28 protein-coding genes and 1 tRNA gene are annotated in these 24,819 nt (G+C 33.2%); 24 read left to right on the forward strand and 5 right to left on the reverse strand.

Annotation, left to right across the window (positions count from 1 at the left end; translation table 11 throughout):
• Positions 1-23: 23 nt before the first annotated feature.
• Positions 24-112: transfer RNA gene (locus tag THEBR_RS05095), tRNA-Leu, on the reverse strand.
• Positions 113-480: 368 nt separating this feature from the next.
• Between THEBR_RS05095 and THEBR_RS12775 the strand changes: the two genes are divergently transcribed.
• Together THEBR_RS12775 and hflX are read left to right on the forward strand one after the other, a co-directional pair.
• Positions 481-2,769 (forward strand): peptidoglycan-binding protein, encoded by a 2,289-nt coding sequence (locus THEBR_RS12775; protein WP_012269270.1) that lies wholly within the window; start codon positions 481-483, stop codon positions 2,767-2,769.
• Between the two features lie 136 nt (positions 2,770-2,905).
• Positions 2,906-4,147 (forward strand): GTPase HflX, encoded by a 1,242-nt coding sequence (gene hflX / locus THEBR_RS05105; protein ID WP_012269271.1) that lies wholly within the window; start codon positions 2,906-2,908, stop codon positions 4,145-4,147.
• On the opposite strand, the gene THEBR_RS05110 is transcribed toward hflX, so the two are convergent.
• Positions 4,137-4,619 carry a DUF3189 family protein gene (locus tag THEBR_RS05110; RefSeq protein ID WP_012269272.1) on the reverse strand — a complete coding sequence of 161 codons (483 nt, stop codon included), beginning with the start codon at positions 4,617-4,619 and terminating at the stop codon, positions 4,137-4,139. The two genes, hflX and THEBR_RS05110, sit on opposite strands and share 11 nt — an antisense overlap.
• A gap of 221 nt (positions 4,620-4,840) precedes the next feature.
• Between THEBR_RS05110 and THEBR_RS05115 the strand changes: the two genes are divergently transcribed.
• From THEBR_RS05115 to THEBR_RS05125, 3 genes are all read left to right on the forward strand, one after another.
• Complete coding sequence (locus tag THEBR_RS05115; protein ID WP_009052287.1) at positions 4,841-5,269, forward strand: NUDIX hydrolase; 429 nt, start codon at positions 4,841-4,843, stop codon at positions 5,267-5,269.
• Positions 5,270-5,377: 108 nt separating this feature from the next.
• Positions 5,378-6,028, forward strand: a complete 651-nt coding sequence (locus THEBR_RS05120) for a YigZ family protein (RefSeq protein WP_003868529.1) — start codon at positions 5,378-5,380, stop codon at positions 6,026-6,028.
• A gap of 84 nt (positions 6,029-6,112) precedes the next feature.
• Positions 6,113-6,523: a CoA-binding protein gene (locus tag THEBR_RS05125; protein ID WP_003868528.1), complete on the forward strand. Its 411-nt coding sequence runs from the start codon at positions 6,113-6,115 to the stop codon at positions 6,521-6,523.
• Positions 6,524-6,549: 26 nt separating this feature from the next.
• Here THEBR_RS05125 and THEBR_RS05130 read toward each other — a convergent pair whose 3' ends face one another.
• Complete coding sequence (locus tag THEBR_RS05130) at positions 6,550-6,903, reverse strand: sulfite exporter TauE/SafE family protein (RefSeq protein WP_009052288.1); 354 nt, start codon at positions 6,901-6,903, stop codon at positions 6,550-6,552.
• On the reverse strand, positions 6,900-7,256 hold the full coding sequence (locus tag THEBR_RS05135) for a TSUP family transporter (protein ID WP_003868526.1): 357 nt from the start codon (positions 7,254-7,256) through the stop codon (positions 6,900-6,902). The genes THEBR_RS05130 and THEBR_RS05135 overlap by 4 nt, the downstream gene beginning before the upstream one ends.
• Before the next feature lie 131 nt (positions 7,257-7,387).
• Here THEBR_RS05135 and cysK point away from each other — a divergent pair, with 131 nt between their 5' ends.
• Both cysK and THEBR_RS05145 read left to right on the forward strand, forming a co-directional pair.
• Positions 7,388-8,308, forward strand: a complete 921-nt coding sequence (gene cysK / locus THEBR_RS05140; protein ID WP_003868525.1) for a cysteine synthase A — start codon at positions 7,388-7,390, stop codon at positions 8,306-8,308.
• A gap of 60 nt (positions 8,309-8,368) precedes the next feature.
• The gene (locus tag THEBR_RS05145) at positions 8,369-9,109 is read left to right on the forward strand and encodes a YebC/PmpR family DNA-binding transcriptional regulator (protein WP_003868524.1); all 741 of its coding nucleotides are present in this window, start codon (positions 8,369-8,371) and stop codon (positions 9,107-9,109) included.
• Positions 9,110-9,128: 19 nt separating this feature from the next.
• On the opposite strand, the gene THEBR_RS05150 is transcribed toward THEBR_RS05145, so the two are convergent.
• A complete protein-coding gene (locus tag THEBR_RS05150) occupies positions 9,129-9,575 on the reverse strand; it encodes a chemotaxis protein CheW (RefSeq protein ID WP_003868523.1) in 447 nt (148 codons plus the stop codon).
• Between the two features lie 110 nt (positions 9,576-9,685).
• On the opposite strand from THEBR_RS05150, the gene THEBR_RS05155 reads away from it, so the two are divergent.
• The 17 genes from THEBR_RS05155 (at position 9,686) to THEBR_RS05230 (ending at position 24,804) form a co-directional block, all read left to right on the forward strand.
• On the forward strand, positions 9,686-10,252 hold the full coding sequence (locus THEBR_RS05155) for a hypothetical protein (protein WP_003868522.1): 567 nt from the start codon (positions 9,686-9,688) through the stop codon (positions 10,250-10,252).
• 81 nt (positions 10,253-10,333) lie between these two features.
• Positions 10,334-10,831 (forward strand): crossover junction endodeoxyribonuclease RuvC, encoded by a 498-nt coding sequence (gene ruvC, locus THEBR_RS05160; protein ID WP_009052289.1) that lies wholly within the window; start codon positions 10,334-10,336, stop codon positions 10,829-10,831.
• Positions 10,828-11,391, forward strand: a complete 564-nt coding sequence (gene ruvA, locus THEBR_RS05165) for a Holliday junction branch migration protein RuvA (RefSeq protein ID WP_003868520.1) — start codon at positions 10,828-10,830, stop codon at positions 11,389-11,391. Before ruvC ends, ruvA begins: the two co-directional genes overlap by 4 nt.
• Before the next feature lie 10 nt (positions 11,392-11,401).
• Entirely contained in the window at positions 11,402-12,418 is a 1,017-nt protein-coding gene (gene ruvB, locus THEBR_RS05170; RefSeq protein WP_003868519.1) for a Holliday junction branch migration DNA helicase RuvB, read from the forward strand.
• Positions 12,411-12,623 carry a DUF2905 domain-containing protein gene (locus THEBR_RS05175; protein WP_003868518.1) on the forward strand — a complete coding sequence of 71 codons (213 nt, stop codon included), beginning with the start codon at positions 12,411-12,413 and terminating at the stop codon, positions 12,621-12,623. The genes ruvB and THEBR_RS05175 overlap by 8 nt, the downstream gene beginning before the upstream one ends.
• Before the next feature lie 127 nt (positions 12,624-12,750).
• Complete coding sequence (gene queA, locus THEBR_RS05180; RefSeq protein WP_003868517.1) at positions 12,751-13,776, forward strand: tRNA preQ1(34) S-adenosylmethionine ribosyltransferase-isomerase QueA; 1,026 nt, start codon at positions 12,751-12,753, stop codon at positions 13,774-13,776.
• An 18-nt stretch (positions 13,777-13,794) separates the two neighbouring features.
• Positions 13,795-14,922 carry a tRNA guanosine(34) transglycosylase Tgt gene (gene tgt, locus THEBR_RS05185; protein WP_003868516.1) on the forward strand — a complete coding sequence of 376 codons (1,128 nt, stop codon included), beginning with the start codon at positions 13,795-13,797 and terminating at the stop codon, positions 14,920-14,922.
• On the forward strand, positions 14,922-15,221 hold the full coding sequence (gene yajC / locus THEBR_RS05190; protein WP_003868515.1) for a preprotein translocase subunit YajC: 300 nt from the start codon (positions 14,922-14,924) through the stop codon (positions 15,219-15,221). Before tgt ends, yajC begins: the two co-directional genes overlap by 1 nt.
• Positions 15,222-15,308: 87 nt before the next feature.
• Positions 15,309-15,701, forward strand: a complete 393-nt coding sequence (locus tag THEBR_RS05195) for a TIGR04086 family membrane protein (RefSeq protein WP_003868514.1) — start codon at positions 15,309-15,311, stop codon at positions 15,699-15,701.
• A gap of 55 nt (positions 15,702-15,756) precedes the next feature.
• On the forward strand, positions 15,757-15,894 hold the full coding sequence (scfA, locus tag THEBR_RS11775; RefSeq protein WP_009052293.1) for a six-cysteine ranthipeptide SCIFF: 138 nt from the start codon (positions 15,757-15,759) through the stop codon (positions 15,892-15,894).
• A 66-nt stretch (positions 15,895-15,960) separates the two neighbouring features.
• Positions 15,961-17,346 carry a thioether cross-link-forming SCIFF peptide maturase gene (gene scfB, locus THEBR_RS05200; protein WP_012269273.1) on the forward strand — a complete coding sequence of 462 codons (1,386 nt, stop codon included), beginning with the start codon at positions 15,961-15,963 and terminating at the stop codon, positions 17,344-17,346.
• On the forward strand, positions 17,327-17,884 hold the full coding sequence (locus tag THEBR_RS05205) for a gamma carbonic anhydrase family protein (RefSeq protein ID WP_012269274.1): 558 nt from the start codon (positions 17,327-17,329) through the stop codon (positions 17,882-17,884). The genes scfB and THEBR_RS05205 overlap by 20 nt, the downstream gene beginning before the upstream one ends.
• A 19-nt stretch (positions 17,885-17,903) precedes the next feature.
• Complete coding sequence (gene secD, locus THEBR_RS05210; RefSeq protein WP_003868511.1) at positions 17,904-19,139, forward strand: protein translocase subunit SecD; 1,236 nt, start codon at positions 17,904-17,906, stop codon at positions 19,137-19,139.
• Between the two features lie 12 nt (positions 19,140-19,151).
• The gene (gene secF, locus THEBR_RS05215) at positions 19,152-20,063 is read left to right on the forward strand and encodes a protein translocase subunit SecF (RefSeq protein WP_003868510.1); all 912 of its coding nucleotides are present in this window, start codon (positions 19,152-19,154) and stop codon (positions 20,061-20,063) included.
• Between the two features lie 82 nt (positions 20,064-20,145).
• Complete coding sequence (ubiB, locus tag THEBR_RS05220; RefSeq protein ID WP_012269275.1) at positions 20,146-21,813, forward strand: 2-polyprenylphenol 6-hydroxylase; 1,668 nt, start codon at positions 20,146-20,148, stop codon at positions 21,811-21,813.
• Positions 21,814-21,821: 8 nt separating this feature from the next.
• A complete protein-coding gene (gene recJ / locus THEBR_RS05225; RefSeq protein ID WP_013570804.1) occupies positions 21,822-24,269 on the forward strand; it encodes a single-stranded-DNA-specific exonuclease RecJ in 2,448 nt (815 codons plus the stop codon).
• A gap of 13 nt (positions 24,270-24,282) precedes the next feature.
• Positions 24,283-24,804 (forward strand): adenine phosphoribosyltransferase, encoded by a 522-nt coding sequence (locus THEBR_RS05230; RefSeq protein WP_003869770.1) that lies wholly within the window; start codon positions 24,283-24,285, stop codon positions 24,802-24,804.
• Positions 24,805-24,819: the final 15 nt, after the last annotated feature.

A 24,819-nucleotide genomic window follows, 5' to 3' on the forward strand; every position in this document is an offset into this window, starting at 1 on the left:
GAGGCTAATCCTTCATTTCTAATTGGTGCCGAAGGTGGGAGTCGAACCCACACGGGGTGTGAGCCCCACTGGATTTTGAGTCCAGCGCGTCTGCCAATTCCACCACTTCGGCGAGTTATTACATTTGATATATTATCACAGGTCAGTAAAAAATTCAATACCCTTTTTATATTTTTGTGTAGGTGTTTTTATTTGTAATCTATTCAAATTCGACATTATTTTTTAAAAGCCTTCTTATTTTCAACATATGGAAGAATTTTCTACGGAGATTTTTTTAAAAAAAGCAGGATTTTTAATGATTAGTGTAGAATATTAGGTTATGTAAAGAACGCAGGAATACTTAGTAAAGTATTTTAAAAAGATGACGATATAACTTATTGGATTGGTGTCTCTTACTTTATATACATAATCTAAAAAAACGTAATTTTTAATGTCTTCCTAAGTTGAAACACTTGGGAAGAAGGGAGAGGAGAAGCTATAATGAATAACAAAAAAGTAATTAGCGTTTTACTTTCTTCAACTTTAGTTTTGTCATTAGCTAATAGTGCTTATGCTGCTACAATTTTAAAGTATGGAATGCGCAGCCCAGAAGTTAGGCATCTACAGCAAAATCTCAATAAGGCAGGTTACTTTGTTACTGCTAATCCTACTGATTATTTTGGACCAGCTACTAAGAATGCTGTTATGCGTTTGCAGAAGGATTATAATTTAGTACCGGATGGTATTTATGGGCCGTTAACAGAAAAAGCTCTTATGGATAAATTAAATGCTATTTCTAAGGCAACAACTCAAACTTCTAATACTTCACTGCAAACTCAAAGTACAGTGACAAGGACTTTGAAGTATGGAATGCAAGGGAACGATGTAAAAGAGCTTCAAAATGCTCTTGCAAAATTAGGATATTTTAATACTACACCGACAGGCTATTTTGGTTCGATAACACGGGATGCAGTTATAAAATTTCAAAAGGCAAATAATTTGACTCCGGATGGAATTGTGGGACCTCTCACACAAAAAGCTATTTCGGAGAAGTTAAATGTAAGTTTACCTTCCAGAGGAGATGTAAATAGAAGTACTAACACGACACAGAACTCCAGCAATTCAAACCAAACTCAAAGTACAGTGACAAGGACTTTGAAGTATGGAATGCAAGGGAACGATGTAAAAGAGCTTCAAAATGCTCTTGCAAAATTAGGATATTTTAATACTACACCGACAGGCTATTTTGGTTCGATAACACGGGATGCAGTTATAAAATTTCAAAAGGCAAATAATTTGACTCCGGATGGAATTGTGGGACCTCTCACACAAAAAGCAATACAAGGTTTATTGGCTGGAAAAGACCAGCAAGCATCTCAACCTACAGACTCACCAAAAATTCAGTATCCCAGTGGGTTTTCAAGGAATATGAAAAAAGGGGATACTGGCGATGATGTAAAATTATTACAAACATTACTTAAGGAAATAGGCTATTATACAAAAGATATTACAGGAACTTATGATGATAATACATTAAATGCAGTAATGGATTTTCAAAAATATTATTCTTTAGCTGTTGACGGAATTGCTGGTATAAATACTATCACAAAAGTAATAGAAATAAACAATCAGGTGAAAGCTGTAAAAGGTTTTTATGTCCAAGGAAAAGGCGGATATGGCCATGGAGTGGGTATGACTCAATTTGGTGCAAAGGGTATGGCGGAACAAGAATATAAATATGATGAGATAATTAAGTACTATTATACAGGTGTCAATATAGAAAAACGTAATACGGATAATGTTAATATCAAAGTAAAGATTTCTTTAGATTTAGGAAGTCCAGATATAAACATTACCAGCGACCAGCCGTATAGTGTAGTATACAAAACAAAAGATAACGTTACAGAACAAATAGTAGAAAACCAAATAGCGTGTCCAGCACAATCTACAACATCTTTCAAATATATGGATGGAAATATTGTAATTACCAATGATAAAGTAATAGATGATAGTACTCAACTTCCACAAACGATAGTAAGCATAGATGCTGTTAGAGTAATACCAAGTGACACGGGGGTACTGTCATACATAAATAAAGGTAATCCACTTCCTTATGCAGGCGAATTTAAGATATATCCAAATAATAGTTCTAAGAATTTGGATTTAATAAACATATTGCCTTTAGAAGAATATTTAAGAGGTGTAGTACCTGCAGAAATGCCTTCTTCTTGGCATGAAGAAGCTTTAAAAGCTCAAACATTAGCAGCCAGGACATACGCGTTAATACGGATTAGTGATAAAAAGATTTTTGATGTATATGATTCTACATTATCACAAGTATATAAAGGACTTTCTGTAGTAAATGATAAGGTCGATAATTTGATAAAAGCTACTAAAGGTGAAGTTGTAACTTACAATGGTGGCTTAGCAGATACTGTGTACAGTGCATCTGCAGGAGGATATACAGTGGATTCGACTTTTGCATGGGGTGGTAGCGATGTTCCTTATCTAAAAGGAAAACCCGATCCTTATGATAATTCTAAATATGCTACATACTGGTGGAATGTAAATATTACAAGAGATCAAATATCGTCAGCATATCCTCAAGTAGGTGTTGTTTTAAATGTAGAGATTACAAATAAGATGTTTGATAGGCCAGTAGAGCTCAAAATTACAGGAACAAAAGGTACTATTGTAGTAAAAAATAAAGATTTCAGAGATGCCATAGAAAAGGCCGTAGGTAAAAAGTTATTTATCTCAGAGTATTATACTATTAGTTTACAAAAATAAAAAATAATATAAAGAGGGAGCCTTTTAAAATAGAAAGAAGGCTCCTTTTTATCTGGAACCATAATTTAAAAAGAATTGCTTTTTGTCTAAAAATAAAATATATTATAGTTACAAAGTTTTTTAGGCTGGTGATGTTATGGAGGAATTAAATAGAGAAGGATATAAAGAACGAGCTATTTTAGTAGGAATTGTTTCTACACCTGAATATGAGGAAAGTATGGAGGAATTAAAGGAGCTTGCTTTAACAGCTGGAGCTGAAGTAGTAGGAATAATGACACAAAAGCGCAATACAATTGACAAAGCTCACTATATTGGTAAAGGAAAGCTGGAAGAATTAAAATTCTTTGTTGAAAATCAAGAAGTTGACCTTGTCATTGTCAATGATGAACTTACCGGTACACAAATTAAAAATATAGAAGACTTTTTAAATGTAAAAGTTATTGATAGAACAAATCTTATCCTTGATATATTTGCAAAAAGAGCAAAGTCAAGAGAAGGAATGTTACAAGTTGAATTAGCTCAATTAAAGTATCGCTTGCCCCGACTTGTAGGTCTTGGTGGACAACTTTCAAGATTAGGTGGTGGAATAGGTACAAGGGGTCCTGGTGAGACAAAATTAGAGACAGATAGAAGGCATATAAAGAATAGAATAAAAGCGATAGAAAAGAAGTTAGAAGAAATAGAAAGGCATAGAAGTTTACAAAGGGAAAGGCGTAAGAAAAACCGTATTCCTGTGATAGCGATAGTAGGGTATACAAATGCAGGAAAATCCACGCTGCTTAATGCTTTAACTAATGCGGAAGTGTACGTAGAAGATAAATTATTTGCAACCCTTGACCCTACTGCGCGAAGACTTGTTTTGCCTTCAGGGAGAGAAGTGATTTTGATTGATACTGTAGGTTTTATTAGAAAATTGCCCCACGACCTAGTGGAAGCTTTTAAATCTACATTGGAAGAGGCTAAATATGCAGATCTATTGCTTCATGTAATTGATGTGACTTCGCCAGATATGGAGGAAAAGATAAAGGTTGTAGAAAAGGTTCTTTCAGATTTAGATGTTATTAATACTCCAAGAATAAATGTTTTTAATAAAATTGACCTTTTAGATGTAGTGCCAAAAGGGAATGAAAAAGAAATTTACATTTCTGCTAAAAACAAAATAGGACTTGATAAATTATTGCAGGCAATAGAAAAAGAGATTTTTAAAGACGTAGAAATAGTTAATTTCCTCCTGCCTTATGATAAAACCAAAGAATACAATTATTTAAAAGAAAAAACAAAAGTAATTGAAGAAAGTTATGATGAAAAAGGGATAATAATAAAAGCGGAGGTACAAAAAGAAACAAAAGAAAGATTTAAAGATTTTATCATCGTTTAATAGCATTGTATTCTGCTTTTTCTTGAGCTTTTACATTTTTAACTATTTGAACAATTTTTTTATAAGCTTTTTGCGTACCATAAATGACTAAAGGCCTTCCTATAACAGGAAATTTTAAGGCTATAGAAGTAAATCCTCCAATCTTCATGATCCAATTGGTAGCAGCAGTAGTGTCAATTAACAGAAGACCTTCATTTGTGTTAAAAATATGATAATACAAATCTTTGAGAGCTGGTTCAATCAATTTTTTAGCATTTTTTACTCCCATAGAGTATATATTGTTTCCATACTCATCTGTGCCAATTGGGACAATGTGACCAGGGTCGTTTTGACCATTTAATTTATCAAACAAAGGTATGTTTTCTATTTCTTCTCGAGAGGGAATTTTGTCCATTGACAGTTTTCCGGTATGTATATAAGCGGCTATAACAGAAGTATGTGTTCCACCATAACAGTGATAAATTATATGCATTTAAAACTCTCCTTCCTTGTTTTGTACATTAGATATTTTTTATTAATTTGAAGATTTTTATACTGGTAAATTAATTTTATGATGGGAAAATTAAATTTTGATGTATAATTGTGGAGATATGCGGAAAAATAAAAATAAAATTAAAAATTTGAGAAGGAATTTAAGAGTTTTTAAAGAATATTATATTAAGAGAAAAAATAAAAATTTTAGGGGGCTTGGAAATGTTAATAAGAGATTGCGCTGGAGGAGTTGTATTTAAAGGAGATAATGTATTCATCCTCAAAAATGAGAAGGGGGAGTGGGTGTTACCAAAAGGGGTTATTAGAAATAATGAATTGCCTATTGATGTGGCCATAAGAAGAGTCTGTGCTGAAACAGGTCTTAAATCTGTTGAAGTCCTTTCTACTGCTGGTGAAACCAGCTACGAATTCTATTCTGTTACCCGTCAACGTCCTGTCTTTAATAAAATCATTTGGTATCTCATGACTACCGCCGATGAGGAATTTAATATTAGCAAGGAAGATGGTTTTGTTGATGGAGGATTTTATCCTATAGACAAGGCTTTGGAGATGATTACCTATAGTCAAGACAAATCACTTGTAAACGTTTCTTACTTTAAATATAAGACGTTGACGAAGGCTCTGGCATAAAGCGGAAAAGCTTTAATAAAGCCTAATAAAGCCTAATAAAGCCTAATAAAGCCGGCAACGGCTTTATTTTTTGATTATAATTTGGTATAATGACAAAGGGGTGCTATTTTGGCTAAAAGTTATAAAACACTATATTCTTACGGAGTTGCTGAAATTGAAATAAAGCGTTCCAAATTTATTGGACATGCTAAACCAGTTTCTTCAGAGGAAGAGGCAATAAAATTTATAGAGGAAATTAGGGCAAGTCACAGAATGGCAACCCATAACGTTTACGCTTATGTTATTGGAGAAAATGATGAAATTCAGCGTTTTAGTGATGATGGAGAGCCTTCTGGCACAGCAGGCATACCTGTATTAAATGTAATAAAAAAAGAAGGATTAAAAAACGTTGTTGTTGTAGTTACAAGGTATTTTGGCGGAATATTGTTAGGAGCAGGAGGCTTAGTGAGAGCTTATACAAAAGGGGCAAAAGTAGGTATTGATGCTGCTGGAATAATAGAAAAAATACCTGCGAAAAGTGTTATACTCACTTTTGATTATACTTTCCTGGGAAGAATTCAAAATGAGCTTTTAAAAAAAGGTTATTACATTAAGGATATTATATATTCAGATAGAGTTTCTATAGTATTACATATTGAAGAAGACCATCTATTAGAATTTCAAACTTTTATAAATGATTTGACAAGTAAAAGGTGTGATATAAAAATTGAGGAAGATGTATACCTTTTTAAAAAAGGCGATGAATATTATGGGACATAAACTTTATCCCTTATAAAAGGAAGAGAGAAAAGTAAATGGGGGCGCATTAATTAAGACCCTATTGAATTTAGGAGGTTAAAAAGAATGGAGTGGGATTATTCCTACATAGATTACGTGGAAGAAGCTATGAAAAGAAAGGTGTGGGCTGTAGTAGGAGCACTCCCTCGAGAGAGTAAATATGGCTATCAAATTTATCGAACTCTTAAATTGAACGGGTATACAGCTTATCCTGTTAATCCAAAATTTCAAGAAGTAGATGGAGATCCTTGCTATGAGTCTTTATCGAGCTTACCTGTAATACCAGAAGTTGTAGATATGGTAGTTCCTCCTAATAGAGGTGGACAGTACCTAGAGGAAGCGGCAAAATTAGGTGTGGAATTTATTTGGTTCCAACCGGGGGCAGAAAGTGAGGAACTGGTGGAAAAAGCTAAAAACCTTGGGCTAAAAGTTATTTATAATACCTGTGTAATGTTGGAAACCGATAAGAGGAAGTAAGAGGAGAGCCATCTCCTCTTATTTGATTATTTGCGAGGTTTTGAGAAAAATTCGTATATTCCCATACAGAATAAAAAAACAGCGAATATTTTTTTTAATATAAAGGCTTTTGTGATTGCTGCTATAATAGCTCCAACAAAACTTCCTATCATTCCACCTATTATTATAAGCAATATGATTTTATACTTTATGTTTTTACTTTTAAAATGGTATATTAATGCGATAATTGCTGTAGGAATAAAAGAAAAAAGATTAACGCTTTGAGCAATGTGTTGCTCGGTTCCAATAAAGATTGTCAAGGCAGGAATGAGAATTGTCCCTCCTCCAATTCCCATTCCTCCTACAATTCCTGAAAAAAGTCCTATTAGAAATAGTTTCATGATATCCACATCCTGACGGAAGCTATAAGCATTATTATTCCAAAAATTTTTCTTAATAAAGGTATGGAGAGTTTATTAAGAAAATATGCGCCAATAATTCCTCCTATCGTACTTCCTATAGCTATGTTAATAGTTAAAGGGATGTCGATTATTTTATTTTGCAAATACACTAAGCTACTGACTAGAGTGATAGGAAGTATAATTGAAATTGCTGTAGCATGAGCCTTATGGTCTTCTATGCCAAGCAAAAATACCAATGCTGGGACTATTAAAGTGCCTCCTCCTGTACCTAAAAGACCGTTTACGATACCAGTTATAAAGCCTATAGAGAAAAGTTTTAGTTTATCAGTCATTTTTATCACCTTTTACAGCTTGATATTATTATTTTTTCACTAAATTCTTTTGATATTCTAATTTCCATTTGACATGTTTAGCTTAGAAAGTTTAAAATTTTTATAGTAATGTGCAAATGGAGGTAAATTTTATGATTGCCAACAATGTTTTTGAGCTGATTGGAAAAACGCCAGTTGTTAAGTTAAATAAAATTGTTGAAAAAGAATGGGCGGAAATTTATTTAAAATTAGAATTTTTTAATCCGGCAGGCAGTGTTAAAGATAGGGTAGCTTTTTCCATGATAGAAAAGGCAGAAAAAGAAGGAAAATTAAAAAAAGGAAGTGTAATTATTGAACCTACCAGCGGAAATACAGGGATAGGGTTAGCGATGGTAGGGGCAGCAAAAGGGTATAAGGTAATAATAGTTATGCCCGATACTATGAGTATGGAAAGAAGAATGCTTTTAACGGCATATGGGGCAGAAGTAGTTCTTACCCCTGGCAAATTGGGGATGGAAGGCGCTATAAAAAAAGCGGAAGAATTAGTAAGGCAGAATAAAAACTATTTTATGCCACAACAGTTTGAAAATTTTGCAAATCCGTTAATTCATGAAGAGACTACTGCCAAAGAGATAATTGAAGATTTTAACGAAGGACTTGATGTTTTTGTTGCAGGTGTAGGTACGGGAGGAACTATTACAGGAGTAGGAAAAATATTAAAAAATAAATTTTCTAATATAAAAATTATTGGAGTAGAGCCCTATTCAGCAGCAGTACTTTCTGGTAAAGAGCCTGGTCCTCATAAGATTCAAGGGATTGGGGCAGGCTTCATTCCTAAGGTGTTAGATAAAAATGTCATAGATGAAGTAATTGCTGTAAAAGATGAAGATGCCTTTGAGGTGACTCGTCTTTTAGCAAAAAAAGAAGGCATACTTGGAGGAATTTCTACAGGTGCTTCCTTATGGGCAGCAATTGAAGTTGCTAAGAAATTAGGCAAAGGTAAAAAGGTTTTAGCAATAGCTCCTGACAGTGGAGAGAGGTATTTAAGCACACAACTTTTTAGAGAGGATTAGATTTACAAGCCTTATATTATTGTGTTAAAATATTTTAGACACAGTAAAGGAGGTTTTTTTATGTCAGGGCATTCAAAATGGGCTAATATAAAACACAAAAAAGAGAAAATGGACGCTAAAAAGGGGAGAATTTTTACAAAGCTTACCAAAGATATTATAAAAGCGGCTAAAGAAGGCGGTGGAGACCCTAACACTAACAGTAAATTAAGAGATGCTATAGAAAAGGCAAAAGCTAATAATTTGCCAAATGAAAATATACAAAGGGCTATTAAAAAAGGTACCGGTGAATTAGGAGGAGCTAATTTAGAAGAAGTAATATATGAAGGATACGGTCCTTCTGGTACTGCCATAATTGTTGAAGCTTTGACTGACAATAAAAACAGAACTGCTGGTGAAATAAGGCATATTTTTGATAGGCATGGTGGTAGTTTAGGAGCAGCTGGTTCTGTTACGTGGATGTTTGACAAAGTCGGAATTATAATTGTTGAAAAAGATAATTCTATTGATGAAGACGAGTTAGCGATGGTTGCAATAGATGCCGGCGCGCAAGACTTTTCTGCAGAAGATGAAGAATTCGAAATAATCACTGAACCTTCAAATTTTCAAGAAGTAAAAGAAGCGATTGAAAAAGCGGGGTATAAGATTTCAGAAGCAGAAGTTACTATGCTTCCTAAAAATACTATACAACTAAGTCCTGAAGACTATGAGAAATTCGAAAAATTAATTGACAAATTAGAGGAAAATGACGATGTACAAAACGTTTATCACAATGTGGAAATAGAAGACGAAAATGACGAATAAAAGAAAGAGATAGAAGAGGCTACATTTCTTCTATCTCTTTCTTTTCTTTTTCTGTTAAAACTTTATGTAAGTCTAAGTTGATTATTAATCTGTCGTTTAAATTGATAATAGATGTTATATACTCTTTCCCAATTCCTTTTATTATGTCTGGAGCTTCTTGGATGGAACTATCGTCTATATGTAAAACTTCTGTTACTGAGTCTACGATGAAACCTACTGGTCTGTTAGTGACATTTACTACAATAATCCGATTGTTGTCATTTTTTTCTGATAAAGGCAAATTAAAACGCTTTTTTAAATCTACAATAGGAATAACTGTTCCTCTTAGATTAGTTATGCCTTCTACAAAAGAAGGGGCATCAGGTACTTTAATAATCGTCTGAAGCCGTATAATTTCTATTACCTGATTAATGTCTACGCAAAAGTCTTCATTGTTTAATTTAAAAACTACAATTTGATTTGCCACTTTATCATCTCCTCCCTTATAGATATTATTCGATATTTTTTGACAAAATCCTGCAAAGAGAATAAATTTTTTAAAATTGGTTATAATTACATAAAACAGGAGGAGATGCTATGAAAAAGTTAATTTCCTATAAATTGGTTATGATATATTTGTTAGCTATATTTATAGGAGTGATGGTTGGGTATTTAATTAACGTTAAAGATAGGGAGCAGCAAAAAACAGAAAAAAATATAACTTATGAACAGAAGATTACTTCTCAGCAAGAAGCTCTTGCCAAAAAATTAATTTCTCAAAGTAAACTTATATTTGAAACTAAATATCTTGAAAATGGAGAAATAGTGCGTGAAGTTCAAAATTTAACCCCTTCTCTTTATGGAAAAAGCAAGGAAGAAATTGCAAAGATATATAGTAGTTGGAAAGTTAAAAGTTTTGATGAAGAGGAAATAGTTCTCTATAGAGAAAAAGAAGGGTTGCCTGCAGATTATTATATAATTTCTAGTATAAATGGATATGTGGTTTTATTAAAAAGTGACGGAAATGGCAATAAGGAAATTGTAGAGAAAACCGACATACCACTGGACAGTTTAACACCTTTTGACAGAGAAAGAGTGATGGAAAATATAATTACAAAAGACAAAGACGAAGCATACCAAATATTAGCAAATTTAAGCTCTTAAGTTCTCCTATGTTTTTAGGAGAACTTTTTCTTGTTTATAAAGGTCATTGATGTTAAAATAAATAAAAGGAGAGGGGATATAATGAGGGTATTAGGGATAGATCCTGGAATTGCCATAATGGGCTATGGTATAATAGATTACAAATCCAATAAGTTTACTGTTATAGACTACGGTGCAGTTACTACAAAAGCTGGTATTGATAAGGCTTTGCGCCTACACGATATATATAATGGAATTATATCACTTATAAAATCATACAGCCCTGATGTAGTGGCTATAGAAGAGCTTTTTTACAATAAAAACGCAAAGACTGTCATAACTATTGGAGAATCCAGAGGAGTTTCTATTTTAGCCGCTGTCAATTCGGGAATAAAGGTTTTTGAATATACTCCTTTGCAAGTTAAACAAGCAGTGGTAGGGTACGGAAGAGCAGATAAACATCAAGTTCAACAAATGGTGAAGGCTTTATTAGATCTTGAGGAAATTCCTAGACCTGACGATGTAGCTGATGCCTTGGCAGTTGCTATATGCCATTGTCACAGTAACAATATGATTGAAAAGCTGGGGTATTCAAGATGATTGAGTATGTTAGAGGGATAATTGAAGATATTGGACAAGATTACGTAGTGATTGACTTTATGGGTATAGGTATAAAGGTTTTTGTTCCCTTTTCTACTTTAAAAGTTTTACCTTCTAAAGGAAATATAACCAAGCTTTATACATATTTACAGGTGAGAGAAGATGGTTTTCAAATTTTTGGCTTTAAAACAAAAGAAGAGCTAGATTTGTTTGAAAAATTATTGTCTGTTAGTGGTGTAGGGCCGAAAGGAGCTTTGTCTATTTTGTCCGTGGTTTCTATTGACAATTTTGTAAAAGCAGTTAACGCAGGCGATTATAAAGCTCTTACAGTAGCTCCGGGAATAGGCAAAAAGACTGCTGAGAGAATTATTTTGGAATTAAAAGATAAGCTTCCAAAAGAAATAGTTTTTGAAGGTGATAATAATTTTTCAAATGAGGCTTTAGAAGCTTTATTAGCGTTGGGTTACACCAAGAGTGAAGCTATTTATGCTTTGGCAGATATCACCTGTGATAGCGTAGAAGATGCTGTAAAGCAAGCTTTGAAAAAATTAATGAAATAGGGTGAATTAAATGGAGGAAAGAATACTAACTCAAAATTTTACACAGGAAGATGCCTCCGAATACAGTTTGCGTCCTAGGTGGCTTTCTGAGTATATAGGTCAGCAAAAGATAAAAGAGGAATTAAAAATTTACATAGAAGCCGCTAAGATGAGGAAAGAGCCCCTTGACCATGTCCTATTATATGGTCCTCCTGGCCTTGGGAAAACGACTTTAGCCACAGTAATTTCTAATGAAATGGGAGTAGGAATAAAAATAACCTCAGGTCCTGCTATAGAAAAGTCGGGAGATTTGGCAGCAATTTTGACTAATTTACAGGAAAATGACATACTTTTTATAGATGAGATTCACAGGCTTAATAGAAGTGTAGAAGAGATTCTATATCCTGCAATGGAAGACTTTGAATTGGATATAGTAATAGGAAAAGGTCCAAGTGCCAGGTCTATAAGGCTTAGCCTTCCACGTTTTACTTTAATTGGTGCTACCACAAGAGCTGCGCTTATGACTTCTCCTTTGAGAGACAGATTCGGGGTTATAAACCGTTTGGATTACTATTCTGTGGAGGAATTAAAAGAAATAATTAAAAGGTCAGCGAATATTTTAAACATTGGAATTGATGAAAAGGCCGCTTTGGAGATTGCTAAAAGGTCACGGGGGACTCCCAGAATTGCCAATAGACTTTTAAAACGGGTGAGAGATTTCGCACAAGTAAGAGGAAATGGATACATTGATTTTAAAACTTCCAAAGAAGCTTTAGACGTATTAGGTGTAGATGAGATAGGATTAGAATACATTGATAGAAAGATTTTGGTTTCTATTATAGAAAAGTTTGGGGGTGGTCCTGTAGGAATCGATGCTATTGCTGCATCAATAGGAGAAGATGGGGATACAATAGAGGATGTTTATGAACCTTATCTTTTGCAAATAGGTTTTTTAAACAGGACTCCGCGAGGGAGAGTTGTTACAAAATTGGCTTATGATTACCTTAAATATCCTTATATAGAACAGGGGAGGATAGAAGGTGTTTGATAGTTTTGGCAAAATGTTGATATTTATGGGAGCTATATTAATTTTAATAGGGGTGCTTTTTTCCGTGGGTTCAAAAATTGGCTTAGGACGTTTGCCGGGAGATATAGTTTATCAAAAAGGAAATTTCACTTTTTATTTTCCTATTATGACAAGCCTTTTATTAAGTCTGTTTTTAACATTAATTTTTTGGCTTTTTAGAAGATAATTTTTTGTCTATTGAAAAAAATTTGATTTAAAGGTATAATCAGTACCATGTTCGTATGCTATAGATTTATAAAATAAGTTTTTTATGGACAAATTATAAACAAAACAATAAAAGGATGGAGTAAGATATGAAGCGCAGTGAGTTTTACTTTGAACTACCAGAAGAATTAATTGCACAAGAACCTTTAGAAGACAGAGCAAGTTCTCGATTAATGATTTTAAATAAAAAAACCGGTGAAATAGAACATGATATTTTTAAAAACATAACAAAATATTTAAAACCAGGGGATTGTTTAGTACTCAATAACACTAAAGTAATTCCTGCACGCCTTATTGGAAGAAGAGAAGACTCGGGTGGAAAAATAGAATTTGTTCTTTTAAAAAGAATATCCAATAATGAATGGGAAATATTAGTAAAACCCGGAAGGCGAGCCAAAATAGGGTCAAAATTTGTGTTTGGAAATGGAGAGTTAATAGCAGAAATTTTGGATACTACAGATGTAGGGGGAAGGATAGTAAGATTTTATTATGAAGGAGTATTTGAAGAAGTATTGGATAAATTAGGCGAAATGCCTGTTCCCCCTTATATCAAGAAAAAATTAAAAAATAAAGACAGATACCAAACTGTTTACGCAAAATATGAAGGTTCTGCAGCTGCTCCTACTGCAGGGCTTCATTTCACAGAAGAGTTATTAGAAAAAATAAGGCAAATGGGAGTAAAAACTGTTTTTATTACTCTTCACGTAGGGTTAGGTACTTTTAGACCTGTAAAGGAAGAAGTAATTGAAAATCATAAAATGCATGAAGAATTTTACATTGTTACAAAAGAAGCAGCTGAGGAAATAAATGAGACTAGGAAAAGTGGAGGAAGAATCATAGCAGTCGGTACGACTTCTACTCGAACTCTTGAAACAGTTGCTGATGAAGATGGTTATATAAAAGAAAAAAGTGGTTGGACTGATATTTTTATATATCCTGGTTACAAATTTAAAGCTATTGACGGCATGATAACAAATTTTCACTTACCTGAGTCTACTCTAATTATGATGGTGTCAGCTTTTGCTGGTAAGGAAAACATAATGAGGGCTTATAAAATAGCCGTTGAAAAGAAATATAGATTTTTTAGCTTTGGAGATGCAATGCTTATAATTTGAGCAGAATAGGAGGATATAATGGCAGCGATTAAATATCGGCTCATCAAAAAAGATAGCAGAACAAATGCGAGATTAGGAATATTAGAGACTCCACATGGAATTATAGAAACGCCTGTGTTTATGCCAGTAGGAACACAAGCAACTGTAAAATCTATGACTCCTGAAGAATTAAAGGAAATTGGAGCGACGATTATTTTAAGCAACACTTATCATCTTTATCTAAGGCCGGGGCATAAGATTATAGAAAAAGCTGGTGGCCTTCATAAATTTATGAATTGGGATAGAGCAATTTTAACAGACAGTGGAGGATTTCAAGTTTTTAGCTTGAATTCTTTAAGAAAAATTACAGAAGACGGTGTAGAATTTAGGTCTCATATAGATGGCTCTAGGCACTTTTTTACTCCCGAAAAAGTAATAGAAATACAAAATGCTTTAGGTTCGGATATAATGATGTCTTTTGACGAGTGTGCACCTTATCCTGCAGATTACGATTATGTAAAAAAATCTATGGAACTTACTATTAAATGGGCTGAAAGGGGAAAAAGAGCCCACAAAAATACTGAAAAACAAGCTCTTTTTGGAATTGTCCAAGGAGGGACCTATGAAGATTTAAGAAAAGAGTGTGCTCAAAGATTAGTAGATATGGATTTTCCTGGATACTCTATAGGTGGATTAAGCGTAGGAGAACCAAAGAATGTAATGTACGACATTGTAGATTTAACTACAGAATATTTACCTGAAGACAAACCGAGATATCTTATGGGGGTGGGAAGTCCTGATGACCTTATAGAGGGAGTAATACGAGGAGTTGATATGTTTGACTGCGTGCTTCCGACGAGAATTGCTAGAAATGGGACAGTTTTTACCAGCAAGGGCAAATTAATAGTAAGAGATGCTCCTTATGCGGAGGACTTTTCTCCTTTAGACGAAGAATGTGATTGTTATACTTGTAGAAATTATTCAAGAGCCTATATAAGACATTTATTTAAGGCTAACGAAATTTTAGCAGCAAGGCTTGCAACTATACACAACCTATATTTCCTTATTAAATTGATGGAGAGGATAAGGGAAGCTATAAGGCAAGACCGGCTGCTTGAATTTAAAAAACAATTTTTTAAAAAATATGGTTATAAGGAGGAGTATTGATGAATCCCGAAACGACTTACGTAATTGTTCAGATGCTTATTTTTGTTGCAATCTTTTACTTTTTATTGATTTTACCTCAACAAAGGCGACAAAAGAAAGAGAGAGAAATGCTGGATTCTTTAAAACCAGGTGATGAGATTATTACAAAAAGTGGTTTTTATGGTAAAATTCTAAACATAAAAGATGATGTGATAACATTAGAAATGGGTGCAGATAAGGTAAGGCTCAAGATTGCAAAGTGGGCAGTAGGTGGAGTTGTAAGTTCTGCCAGTGACAAAAGCGATAAAGAAGAGAAATGATAAGATGCGGTTTGCCGCATCTTTTTTATGTACTATGTTTAAGATAAAAAGCATACATATTAGTAAGAAAACTGTGGGGGTGAGACTTTGAAAGGAAGGTTTGGTGTGGAAAAGGGAACTGGCATAAATATTACTGGAATTTTTACAGGGGTTTTAATAGCATACATTATCACTCTTAGTTTTTTCATAATTTACGCTTTGCTTTTGACTTTTACAGCCGTATCTGAACTAACTTTACCTACCCTTACTTTGTTGATAACTATAACAGGCATAGTTTTATCAGGTGCTTTATCAGCAAGGCATACTACTAGCAAAGGATGGTTAAATGGAGGAATTGCTGGTATTTTATATGTAACTGTTATGTTGATTTTGGGAGCATTTTTTGTAAAAGAATTAGAGCCTACTTCTTCTTGGGCAGTAAAATACGCTTGGGGAGCTATTTTAGGAGCTTTAGGTGGTATGATAGGTATCAATTTATAGCTTTAATTCCTTCTCTTTATGTGTTATAATAAATCAGGAAGAGGAGGGAAGAAAAATGAAGCGTGTTATAACAATTAACAGGCCAACGTTAAAAAATAGCTTAAAAAAGCCAGGTTGCGGCGAATGCCAGGCATCCTGTCAGTCTGCTTGTAAAACCTCTTGTACTGTAGCAAACCAAGAGTGTCAATATTAATACATATTACTCAAATGGCAGTAAAGTGTAATTACTGCCATTTAAACTTGCAATGGAGGTTAAAAAATGTCAGAGCTAATGCATAAATTTAAAAGACTGGGAATGAATATTGTAGTAGATCCGGTAAGTGGCTCTATCCATGTGGTAGACGATATTATTTATGATATTTTGGACTTTTATGAAAATCACTCAAAAGAAGAAATTGTAAATTTACTTCAGCATAAATATAAAAAAGAAGATATACTGGAAGCTATTGCAGAAATTGATGAATTAAAAGAAAAAGGGTTATTATTTTCAGAAGATATATATAAAGATATTCCAGTGTCGAGAAATGATTCTGTTATAAAAGCGATGTGTTTAAATGTTGCTCACGATTGCAATTTAAGGTGCAAATATTGTTTTGCTTCTACTGGGGATTTTAAAGGTAGCCGCAAGTTGATGGATTTTGAGACGGGCAAAAAAGCAATTGATTTTTTAATAAAAAGTTCTGGGAAAAGGCGAAACATTGAAGTTGATTTTTTTGGCGGTGAACCCCTTTTAAATTTTGAGGTAGTCAAGCAGTTAGTAGAATATGGAAAAGAAAAGGCGAAAGAAAATAAAAAAGTAATTAAATTTACCATAACAACCAATGCGGTTTTGCTGGATGATGAGAAAATAAAGTATTTTAATAAAAATTTTTCTAATGTGGTACTTAGTTTGGATGGAAGAAAAGAAGTAAATGACAGCATGAGGATACGTGTAGACAGCAGTGGAAGTTATGATACAATAGTTCCAAAAATAAAAAAATTCGTTGAATCAAGAGGGAAAAAAGAATACTATGTGAGAGGGACTTTTACAGCAAAAAATTTGGATTTTGCTAATGATGTGTTGCATATTGCTGATTTGGGAGTTTATGAAATATCTGTAGAGCCGGTAGTTGAAAAAGAAGATAAAGACTATACATTAAAGGAAGAGCATTTAGAGAGAATTTTAAATGAATATGACAGATTAGCAGAAGAATATGTAAAGAGATACGAAGAAGGAAGGCCTTTTTCTTTTTATCATTTTAAAATAGATTTAGAAGGAGGGCCTTGCATTAAAAAAAGACTTCAAGGCTGTGGTGCTGGTTTTGAGTATATAGCGGTGACTCCCGATGGGGATATTTATCCTTGCCATCAATTTGTGGGTATTGAGGAATTTAAATTAGGGAATCTTGAAGAAGGTATAACTAATAAAGAATTACAGCAAAAATTTATGGAAAGCGATATTTACAAAAAAGAAGAATGTACGAAATGTTGGGCGAGGTTCTATTGCAGTGGAGGTTGCTTTGCAAATAACTACAACATAAATGGAGATATTAATAAACCTTACGAGCTGGCTTGTGAAATGCAAAAAAGGCGTTTTGAAAATGCGATTGCCATAAAAGCATATCAAATGCTAAAGGGTGAGGAAAATGATAATAAAGGAATATAAAAGTATGAAGCCCAAAATAGATGATGAGGCGTATATAGCGGAAACAGCAGAGGTTATTGGAGATGTAGAAATAAAAAAAGATGCAAATATATGGTATGGGGCTGTGCTGAGAGGAGATATAGATAAAATAGTTGTTGGAGAAGGAACTAATATACAAGATAATTGTGTTGTACATGTTACAGAGGGACATCCCTGTTATATAGGAAATTACTGTACAATAGGACATGGGGCGATAGTTCATGCTTGTAAGATAGGAGATAATGTACTAATAGGTATGGGAACGATTATATTAGATGATGCAGAGATAGGAGATGATTGTATAATTGGAGCTGGTTCATTGGTAACAGGAGGTAAAAAGATTCCAGAGGGCAGTCTTGCTTTTGGAAATCCTGCAAAAGTTATAAGGAAACTTACTCAAGAGGAAATTGAAAATATTCATCGCTCCTATGAACATTATGTAGAATTAGCAAAATTACATTTTTCCAACTTTGGGAAATTGACCGTTTACAATAAAAGTAATATAATAGAAAATAGTTGAATTATGAAGGAGGATTCGAATGAGAAGTAGAGGTTTTATCAAATTTTTTTCTGTTGTTCTTATTGCAGCAATAGTTGCATATGTAGCATTTTTTGGAATAAATGTGGGTAATTACTCTATAAGTCCTGTGCAAAAGCACATAAGATTAGGGCTAGATTTAAGAGGTGGCGTTTATGTATTATTAGAAGCTCAGGGGGATGTTACACAAGACGCGATAGATAAAGCGATTGCGGTTATAAAAAACAGGGTGGATGCCCTGGGTGTAACACAACCTGTGATAGCTCAACAGGGTTCAAATAGAATTCGTGTAGAATTACCTGGTATGAAAGACCCTGACAAAGCAATAGAAATAATAGGTAAAACTGCTCAATTAAAATTTGTAGGTCCAGATGGACAAGTAATACTAACTGGTGCCAATGTTAAAGACTCTAAAGCAGTATATGGTCAGAGTCAAACAGGTGTGCAACAACCAGAAGTTACACTTGTACTTGATGCGGAAGGTACAAAAAAATTTGCAGAAGCAACACAAAAGTTTATAGAGCAACCAATCGCAATACTTTTAGATGATAAGGTAATTTCCGCTCCAACTGTGCAAAACGTTATCACAAATGGAAATGCAGTCATTACAGGCTTGAAGGATTTCCAAGAAGCATCTGAATTAGCTACTCTTATAAGAGCTGGTTCTCTACCTGTTACATTAAAACCAATAGCCTATAGTTCTGTAGGTGCAACTTTAGGCCCTAGTGCCTATAATGCTAGTGTAAAAGCTGGTATATATGGTGTACTACTTATTTTACTATTTATGGCAGTTTTTTATAGATTGCCAGGAGTAATGGCAGATATAGCCCTTTTAATATATATATTGATAGATTTAATAATTTATGCTTTATTTAATATAACCTTAGATTTACCAGGGATTGCAGGCTTCCTATTGTCAATTGGTATGGCTGTTGATGCTAATGTTTTAATTTTTGAAAGATTTAAAGAAGAACTATGGGCTGGTAAAAGCATAAGAGCTGCTTTAGAGGCAGGTTTTGCAAGGGCCTTCAGAGCCATTTTTGATGCTAATATGACTACTATTATCGGTGCTATTATACTTTTTTACATGGGCTCTGGAAATGTGAAAGGTTTTGCTTTAACACTTCTAATAGGTGTCATATCCAGCTTGTTTACAGCTATAACTGTAACGAGATTTTTGTTGCTTGCACTTGTCGATTTGGATTTGACAAGAAATATAAAATTTTACGGAGCGTAGGAGGGAAATTGAGTGAATCAACACAGATTTCATATAGACGTCATTGGTAAAACTAAGATTTGGTTTGCGATATCAGGAATTGTAATCTTAATTGGTGTAATAGCAATGTTTGTAAATGGATTTAATTGGGGTATAGATTTTACTGGTGGAACAATAATGGAATTCCAAATTGGCAAATCTTTTGATACTGCTGACATCATAAAAATATTAAACAATTATAAAGTCAAAGACTTTCAAGTGCAGAAAATAGGCACAAAGGGAGATACTGTTTCAATAAAGACAAGCCCAATATCTAATGAAACTCGACTTTCTATAATAAAAGATATAGAGTCAAAATATAATTTAACGGAAAACGATCTGATAATGTCACAACAAGTAGGACCTTCTTTAGGCGCAGAAATAAAATTTGGAATGATACGTGCTCTATTGCTGGCTTCTGCTGTAATGTTTATCTATTTAGGATTTAGGTTTGAATTTGAAATGAGTGGGGCTGCAGTTATTGCTTTACTCCACGATGTGATTATATTAATTTCTATATATGCTATTTTTCACATAACAGTTAACGCTCCTTTTATAGCAGCAGTTTTAACTGTATTTGGCTATTCTGTGAATGCTACTGTCGTAATTTTTGACAGAATAAGGGATAACTTAAAAATCATGAGAAGATCGGATTATGCAAAAATTGCAAATGTTAGTGTAAATCAGACTCTTACAAGGTCAATAAATACAACTTTGACTACGTTGATTATCCTTGTTTTAATGTATTTCTTAGGACCCAAGGCATTGAAAGATTTCGCATTGCCTTTGCTTATTGGGATAATTTCGGGAACATATTCTTCGATATTTATCTCTACTCCTCTTTGGGTATTAATTAAGAATAGAGAAAAGAGAAGAAAAACCTCTAATAAACCTATAAAAGCCTAAGTTTTAAATAAATACAAAAAATCTAGTGGCATAATATCTCTTTTTAGAGATAATGCTACTAGATTTTTATTGAGGTGAAAAAATGAATTTGCCTTTTATTTTTAGAAATAAAAATATTACCAGAAGATATAAAGAGATATTAAAGATTTTAACTAAAAATGGTTTTGGTTTTATTTCTGATATTTTATTAAAAGGTGGACATATACCTTTTCATATACTGAAAAGTCATGATTACATGGGAGCAGGAGAGAGGATTCGGAAAACATTAGAGGAATTAGGTCCTACTTTTATAAAAATGGGACAGCTTTTAAGTACAAGAGGGGACCTTATTCCCCATGATATTTTATTGGAACTTGCTAAACTTCAAGATGATGTAGAACCAGAAGACTTTGTAACTATAAAGAATATTTTAGAAAGTGAATTAAAAGGCAAAATATCGGATTTTTTCATTTATTTTGATGAAACTCCTATTGCTTCAGCTTCTATTGGACAAGTTTATAGGGCAAAAATTAAAGAAGGGAAAGATGTCGTTGTTAAAGTACAGCGTCCAGAAGTATCCCAAAAGATAAATGCTGATATAATAATTCTAAAGAATATTGCTAAAATTTTGAATGAGCGTATAGTTGATGCTCCTTTGGATTTTGTAGAAATTGTTGATGAATTAGCCGAATCTCTTCTCAATGAATTGGATTACACACAAGAAGGGAATAATGCCGAACGCTTTAGAGAAAATTTTGAAAAGGAAAGTTATATCTACATACCTAAAGTATATTGGGGATACACTACAAAGCGCGTTCTTACAATGGAGTACGTAGAAGGTATAAGTGTAAAAAATAGAGATTTACTTGTTAAAAAAGGCTTTGATTTAAAGAAAATTGCAAGAGAGGGAGCATGGGCTATATTTTTACAAGTTTATGAATTTGGTCTTTTCCACGGAGATCCCCATCCTGGCAATATCTTAATTACAAATGATGGCAAAATTTCATATATAGATTTTGGAATTGTAGGCTACCTTGATAAATCCTCAAGGGAAATGATAATTGACCTTTTTAAAGCTTTTGCTGAGAATGATATTGAGGAAGTAATAGAAGTTTTGTCGGACATGGGTGCCATAAGGCCTGATACTAACCTTAGAACTCTTAAGTCTGATTTGAGCCATATAATAAATTATTTTTACAATACTCCTCTAAAAAATATCAGTGTGAATGATTCAATGAGGAAAATAATGTCAACTGTTTATAAGCATAAGCTGATTTTACCTCCAGGGTTTACTTTACTTCTCAAGTCCTTAGCTACAGTAGAAGGTGTAGGCAGAAGCTTAGATCCCGATTTTAGCATTTCTAGTGTGGCAAAAGATTTTATAAAAGAGGTATATTTGAGAAACATCAGTTTAACTAAAATATTAAAAGAAAACTCGAAAGATTTACATAAGGCAATAATAGTATTGAGAAAGCTTCCTTTTAAAATCCAAAGTATAATGACAAAGCTTATAAAAGACGATATAAAAGTTAGAATAAACCTTGATGAAAGTGAAAGCTTACGTTATGACTTAAATATTATGGTGAATAAAGTTATTATAAGTATCATAGCATCAGCATTAATTGTAGCTTCTTCATTGGTTTTGACATTTCAAGGGGGATATAAAATTTTCGGCTACAATGCATTGGGGCTTTTTGGCTATGTGGTTGCTTTACTTCTGTGCTTATGGGTCTTTTATCGAATCTTTATAATTGAGAGGAGAAAAAAATAGGAGAATTTGTGGGTGATTTGATGTCCAAAATTTACAGGTGGATTTTGAAGGAGAATAAAGATTCTCGATTGTCTGAAGAAGTACAAAAAACTTATGGGTTACCCAAAATAATTGCTGATATGCTTTCAGCAAGATTAAACCTCCAAGAAGTTAAGAGTTTTTTAAATCCTGATTTGAAAGATTTGTACTCTCCTTATCTTCTAAGGGGAATAAAAGAGGCAAAAGATTTGATACAACAACATATTGCCTCGAAGGATCTAATCACCATTTATGGGGATTACGATGTAGATGGAATTACTGCTACCTCTATCCTATATTTAACCTTAAAAAAATTAGGGGCAAAAGTGGATTATTACATACCAGAAAGATTAGTTGAAGGATATGGTATAAATGAAGAAGCGATAGACAAAATTGCACAGAGAGGAACAAAACTTATAATTAGTGTAGACTGTGGTATAACCTCTGTTAAGGAAGTGGAAAAAGCTAAATTTTTGGGAATAGATGTAATTATAACTGACCACCACAGTATCCCTAAGGAGATACCACAAGCAGACGTTGTGATAAATCCTCATTTACCTGATAGTGAATACCCTTTTTGTGACCTGGCAGGGGTGGGAGTTGCTTTTAAACTGTCACAAGCTCTTATTGGAGAAGAAGCTTATGAACTTTTGGATATTGTTTCAATAGGAACTATTGCAGATATTGTTCCTTTATTAGGAGAAAACAGAATAATTGTAAAAGAAGGGCTAAAAAGACTAAATGAAACACAAAATATAGGTTTAAAAGCCATCATAAAAGCTTCTGGATTGGAAAATATTGAAATTGATGAATATCATGTGGGATTTATCTTAGCTCCTCGCCTCAATGCTGCAGGGCGATTAAGAAGTGCAGAAGCGGCTGTGAGGTTATTGATAAGCCAAGATGAAAAAGAAGTAGAAGAGATAGCAGAATATTTAAATCAAGAAAATTTAAATAGGCAACAAATAGAAAATCAAATACTTCAGGAAGCAATCAAAAAAATAAAAGAGACGGTTGATTTAAATAAGGAAAAAGTAATTGTACTGTGGGATAAAAATTGGCATCCAGGTGTTATTGGAATTGTGGCATCCCGGATAACAGAAAGGTTTCATAGACCTTCTATACTTATAAGTTTAGGAGAAGGGGAAGGAAAAGGTTCAGGGCGAAGCATAGAAGGCTTTAATTTGTATAAAGCATTAGAATACTGTAAAGATTATTTGATAAAATATGGCGGTCATGAAATGGCTGCTGGAATAAATATTGAAAAAAACAATTTGGAGATTTTTAAAACTAAGATAAATGAATACGCTGATACGGTGCTTAGTGATCTTGATTTAATTCCAAGTTTAAGAATAGATGCAAAGGTTAAAAATGAAAAGATAGATATAGAAATAGCTAAACAAGTTCAAAGGTTTAAACCTTTTGGCAGCAATAATCCTCGGCCTAATTTTTTATTTGAGGGTTTGACAGTTACAAAAGTATTTGACTTAAATGGTGGAAAATACAAAAAAATCATCGTCCAAAAAGACAAGTTTGTGTATGAGCTTATGCTATTTGATGCATCAGAAAAAGGAAACGATGTAAAAATAGGAGATGTAATAGATGTTGTGGGAAGCATTGAAATAAATAGCTGGAACGGTATAGAGTTAGTAGTGATAAATGTAAAAGATTTAAGAATTAAGTTGCCTTTGTTTTCCTACTATAAAAACTTGAGCAAAATCATGGTAGAGTATAAGCCCGACAAAAAAGAGATAGACAAAAAAGTTGATTATATAATTGACCAAAGAGGAATTAATAATAAGTGGGAATATGTGCTGAAACTTTTTAAAGGAGAAAGCAAAACAGTTGTCATAGTAAATACAATTGTAGAACTTAGGTCATTACTTAGATATCTCAAAAAAGAAAAGTTTTTGGATTTTTCTTTATGCAATGTGGATTGTAAAAAAGAAAATGGTATACTATTTTTCCCAAATTCTTTAAAACCATTAAAATACTACGATGATATAATTATTTATGATATACCCTTTAAAAAAGAAATCTTTTACCACATTCTTTCTCATTCACAAGGAAAGAGGATTCATTTAGTTTTTAAAGAAGCAGATATATATTATAACTTAAAATCCTTTGACGAAATTTTTCCTCAAAGAAAGGACTTTATTAAACTTTACAAATTTATAGAAGAAGGAAACAACATTTTATTTAAAGATCATTTGCATCCACAACTGAATTTAAATCCAATAAAATTTTCATTTTGCATAAAAGCAATGAAAGAAATAGGATTGATAAATGTAAAAGAACGTGATAATATTTTTATGTTAAGTAAAAATTCTGTGTCACAAAAGGTTAATATTGAACAAACTCAAATAATGCAACAGATATTTTCAGCTAAAAAAGAGTTTATTGAATTTGCCAAGTTCATTGTCAGCCAGAAAATTTAAGGAGGTTTTTGTAATGACGCTGGAAGAAATTAAAATGATGATTAGAGAAATACCTGATTTTCCTAAAAAAGGAATAAAATTTAAAGATATTACACCTGTTTTAAAAGATGCGAAAGCTTTTAATTATTCTATAGAAATGCTGGCTAAGGCATTGGAAGGGAGAAAATTTGATCTCATTGCTGCTCCGGAAGCAAGAGGCTTTTTGTTTGGAGCGCCACTGGCTTACAGATTAGGAGTAGGATTTGTTCCTGTAAGAAAACCGGGTAAATTGCCGGCAGAGACTTTAAGCTATGAATATGAACTGGAATATGGGACAGATTCTCTTGAAATACACAAAGATGCTGTTTTAGAGGGACAAAGAGTAGTGATAGTCGACGATTTGTTGGCGACAGGAGGCACAATTTACGCTTCTGCAAAATTGGTGGAAAGCTTAGGGGGAATTGTAGATTCTATTATTTTCTTGACTGAATTAACTTTTTTAGATGGTAGAAAAAAGCTTGACGGATATGATATAATTTCATTAATAAAGTTTTAATCAAAAGTGGCTTTG

The organism is Thermoanaerobacter brockii subsp. finnii Ako-1 (assembly GCF_000175295.2).
Classification (GTDB): Bacteria; Bacillota; Thermoanaerobacteria; order Thermoanaerobacterales; family Thermoanaerobacteraceae; genus Thermoanaerobacter; species Thermoanaerobacter pseudethanolicus.